Source organism: Vibrio sp. R-1 (assembly GCF_035615595.1).
Classification (GTDB): domain Bacteria; phylum Pseudomonadota; class Gammaproteobacteria; order Enterobacterales; family Vibrionaceae; genus Vibrio; species Vibrio cholerae.
Genome location: NZ_WPDC01000145.1, coordinates 1 through 4417, shown reverse-complemented (window position 1 = coordinate 4417; position 4417 = coordinate 1). Strand labels below are relative to the sequence as shown.

At 47.2% G+C, this 4417-nt stretch carries 3 protein-coding genes and 1 riboswitch; of the genes, 2 read left to right on the top strand and 1 reads right to left on the bottom strand.

Annotated features, from left to right (window positions below):
* The first annotated feature begins 173 nt into the window (after window positions 1-173).
* Together GOU96_RS16930 and asnS are read left to right on the top strand one after the other, a co-directional pair.
* Window positions 174-1805, top strand: coding sequence for a methyl-accepting chemotaxis protein (locus GOU96_RS16930; RefSeq protein ID WP_001088888.1), 1632 nt, complete (start codon window positions 174-176; stop codon window positions 1803-1805).
* A 146-nt stretch (window positions 1806-1951) separates the two neighbouring features.
* Window positions 1952-3352: an asparagine--tRNA ligase gene (gene asnS, locus GOU96_RS16925; protein ID WP_033928420.1), complete on the top strand. Its 1401-nt coding sequence runs from the start codon at window positions 1952-1954 to the stop codon at window positions 3350-3352.
* 65 nt (window positions 3353-3417) lie between these two features.
* On the opposite strand, the gene thiD is transcribed toward asnS, so the two are convergent.
* Window positions 3418-4266: a bifunctional hydroxymethylpyrimidine kinase/phosphomethylpyrimidine kinase gene (thiD, locus tag GOU96_RS16920; protein WP_267783176.1), complete on the bottom strand. Its 849-nt coding sequence runs from the start codon at window positions 4264-4266 to the stop codon at window positions 3418-3420.
* A gap of 59 nt (window positions 4267-4325) precedes the next feature.
* Window positions 4326-4417, bottom strand: a riboswitch (TPP riboswitch). This riboswitch is flagged as partial in the annotation.

Below are 4417 nucleotides of genomic sequence, written 5' to 3'. Positions count from 1 at the left end.
CTAAGAGTCATCCATGTGATAGGCTTTAACTCCCCCCTAAGAGTATGCGTCATACCTCATATTTAAACTCACACTTTGGTTAAGGTCACACTAACAATTGGTCTACGTTTGTCACCTAGTGAATTAACGCTATATTTACATAAGTCGGGGTCACTTATAATTACAAAACTATCATGAACTCATCCATTCTTAGTAAATTGCTGCTGACATTAATCACCGTGTTTGCCTTAGTTTTGGCGGGCTCAACGTCTTATCAATATTGGCAGCAAAAAGATCTCATTCATTCCGTGTTAAGTGAGCAGCTGCACGACAAAGCCAGTAACTACTTTGATAGCCTGAACATGATGATGCTGACTGGCACCATGGCACAAAAAGAGACGCTACGCCAAAAAGCATTAGCACAAGATGGCATTGAACAAGTTCGCGTCATTCGAGCGCCTTCTTTAAATAAGATTTATGGCCCCGGAAGCACGGATCAACAACCGAAAGATGAAATTGATCAACGGGCATTACAAGGCGAAACCATTATAGAGCCCTATCAAGCCGATTGGGGGAAAGGCATTGTGGTTGCCTTGCCGATGAAGTCGAGTGAAAACTATCGTGGTACTAACTGTGTGGCTTGTCACATCGCACCAGAAGGTGAAGTGCTTGGTGTAATTCGTCTTGAGTTTAATCTTAACCACTTAACGCAAATGGTGAATCATCGCACTCTTATTGGTGTCGGCATTATGTCGGTTATTGCGCTGTTTGGTTTTATGTTGACGCTGTTTTTCATGCGTAGAATTATCGTTCTCCCTTTGCAAAAAACGTCGGCCTTTATGTGTGAGGTGAGTAAGAGTAAAGATCTTTCCCATCGACTCGAAAACGATAGAAAAGATGAACTCGGACAACTGGCGGTATCCATCAACTCCCTGATGGATACGGTGTCAGACAGCTTGCAACAAGTGCAAGACACTTCCCATTCCCTTGCTGATTCAGCCAAAAAGCTTACAAATGTCGCGCAAGTCACCGATCAGGCGGCCAACAACCAACAAAAAGAAACCGCAGAAGTGCAAACCAACATCACGGATATGCAAGGTAAGCAGCAACAAGTGGAGTTTGCTACCGAAGAAGCATCTAAATTGGTCAATCACACCACCAGTATTGTTCAGCAAAGTGCCAAGCAAGCACACGCAGCCAGTGAAGATATCAAAAATCTGGTGGGCGATATTGAGGCGGTCAAACAACGTATTGTGGAATTAAATAATCAAACTGGCCAAGTATCATCCATTCTTGGCGTGATCAAAGGCATTGCCGAACAAACTAACTTACTTGCGCTGAATGCCGCTATTGAGGCGGCGCGAGCGGGCGAACAAGGTCGCGGTTTTGCTGTCGTTGCAGATGAAGTTCGTCATCTTGCATCACGCACCACTGAAGCAACCGGAAATATTGAAAATATCATCGCAGGATTTCAGCGTGACAGCCAAGCCTCGCTCTCTTCGGTCGATACCGTCTGCTCTCATGCGCATCAGCGTTCATCCGAAGTGGAAGAGCTCTCAGCGGCCATGACTCGTGTGGTCAGCGAAATGCAACAAGTGCTAAGCCATGCTATGGGTATTCAAGAGCAGACCAAACGCACCACGGAAGTCAGTCATGAGATCCAAAATAAGGTTGATGTCATCACTCATCACGCGAACAACACATCACAATCGGCAAGTGAGACGCGTGAGATCAGCATCGATCTTGAACATTTGTCACAACAATTGGAGTCCTTGCTGAATCAATTTACTTTGATTGCTAAGAATTCTGCGCGGAAACCACATTAAAGGTTGAAGCTGACAAATTGACAGGTAATATGTTCCGTTGAATCTGTAAAACTCTCTACAACCCAATGTTTCGTCTATTTTTTGCGCGATGACGAGCGCAAATGGCATTGGGATGTCTTTATATCTCAACGGAGACTGTAATAAACATGACTTACGCGCCTGTAAATGACGTACTCAGCGGCAAGCTCGCAGTAGACAGTGAAGTCACTGTTCGCGGCTGGATTCGCACACGTCGTGATTCCAAAGCTGGAATTTCGTTTCTTGCCATCTATGACGGCTCTTGTTTCAACCCGATTCAGGCCGTGGTTCCTAATAATCTCAATAATTACGACAACGAAGTTCTGAAGCTCACTACAGGCTGTTCCGTTGAAGTAACCGGTAAGATTGTTGAATCTCCAGCTTCAGGCCAAGCATTCGAACTGGCTGCGTCTGACGTAAAAGTCGTCGGTTGGGTTGAAGATGCCGATACTTACCCAATGGCGAAAACGCGTCATTCGATTGAATATCTGCGTGAAGTGGCTCACCTGCGTCCACGTACTAACGTGATCGGTGCGGTTGCGCGTGTTCGTAACTGCTTGGCACAAGCGATTCACCGTTTCTACCATGAACAAGGTTACTTCTGGGTTTCAGCTCCACTGATCACCGCTTCTGATGCAGAAGGCGCAGGTGAAATGTTCCGCGTTTCAACGCTGGATATGGAAAACCTACCGCGTACTGACGCAGGTAAAGTGGATTACAACCAAGACTTCTTTGGCAAAGAAACCTTCCTGACTGTATCAGGCCAGCTCAACGCGGAAGCTTACGCTTGTGCGATCAGCAAAGTGTACACTTTCGGCCCAACATTCCGTGCGGAAAACTCAAACACCAGCCGTCACTTGGCGGAATTCTGGATGGTTGAACCTGAAGTTGCGTTTGCTGACCTGAACACTGTAGCAAAACTGGCGGAAGACATGCTGAAGTACGTGTTCAAAGCCGTACTGGCAGAGCGTCGTGACGATCTTGAGTTCTTTAACGATCGCATTAATAACGAAGTGATTGCGCGTCTTGAGCAATTTGTTGAATCTGATTTCGCACAAGTGGATTACACCGATGCGATTGAAATTCTGAAAAACTGCGGCAAAACGTTTGAGTTCCCTGTTGAATGGGGCATTGATTTGGCTTCTGAGCACGAGCGTTTCCTTGCAGAAGAGCACTTCAAAGCACCGGTTATCGTGAAGAACTATCCAAAAGACATCAAAGCCTTCTACATGCGTATGAACGAAGATGGCAAAACCGTTGCGGCGATGGACGTCTTGGCACCGGGCATTGGTGAAATCATCGGCGGTTCACAGCGTGAAGAGCGTTTGGATATTCTTGATGCGCGTATGCGTGAATTTGGCATCGATCCTGAGCACATGGACTGGTATCGCGACCTGCGCCGTTACGGCACAGTGCCGCACGCGGGCTTTGGTCTGGGCTTCGAGCGTCTCGTGTCTTACGTAACTGGTATGGGTAACGTACGTGACGTTATTCCGTTCCCACGTACTCCACGTAGCGCGAACTTCTAATTCAACGCCGTTGAATGCAAAAACCGTCTCAAGCGAGACGGTTTTTTTATACCTCAAGCTCACTCTTATTGGCTTTTCTGGTGACTTTTCGCTATTTGCAGTAGATAAAAATGGTGTATCGGCCCATAACCTTGGCCGATCCTTAATTGATCGGCATGCACAATCGCTTGGTGAATATACTGCTTGGCTTTATCCACCGCTTCCACTAACTCAGCCCCCTGCGCTAAGTATGAGGCAATCGCAGATGAGAGTGAGCAGCCCGTGCCATGCGTATTCTTCGTAGCAATACGGGGCGCACAGAAATGACGACTATCACCACTTTGAATCAGTAAGTCATCACTGTTGGCTTGCTGATGGTCGTGACCGCCTTTGAGCAGTACCGCTGGTGTGTTTAACTGACTAAGCGCGGTAATACCCTGCTGCGGATTCTGCTGCCATTCTTGTTGTGTCATCCCCACTAAAACCGCCGCTTCTGGCAGATTAGGCGTAATGAGATTGGCTAACGGTAATAGCTCACGTATTAACGTCTCGACCGCCTCTGCCGCCAATAAATGATGGCCACTGGTTGAGATCATCACTGGGTCGAGCACAATCCATTTCGGTTGATATTGGCGTAATTTCTTAGCAACCAGAGTGATGATTGGGGCATCCGCCAGCATACCAATTTTGACTGCCAAGACGGGAATATCGCTAAACACGGCGTCTAACTGTTGCTCAACCACTGCTAATGGCAAAGGAAAAACGGCGGAAACACCCTGCGTATTTTGCGCGGTAATCGCGGTAATCACTGAGCAGGCGTAACCCCCTGTCGCTGAAATGGCTTTGATATCGGCTTGAATTCCAGCACCACCACCGCTATCTGAGCCTGCGATAGTCAGCACTATGGGAGTATGAATAGAAGAGATTGTTGACATAAAAGCTCCTGTGAAAACAGGAACTGATCCCAAACTGCAAATCAATGGTGAGACAATACCAGCGGTTGAGGATAGTTCCCTACGTCAGTCCTAACTGAATCAGGTTCAACGGGTCTCGCTACGCGATCTCAGCCTTTAATTCGCACGTTGT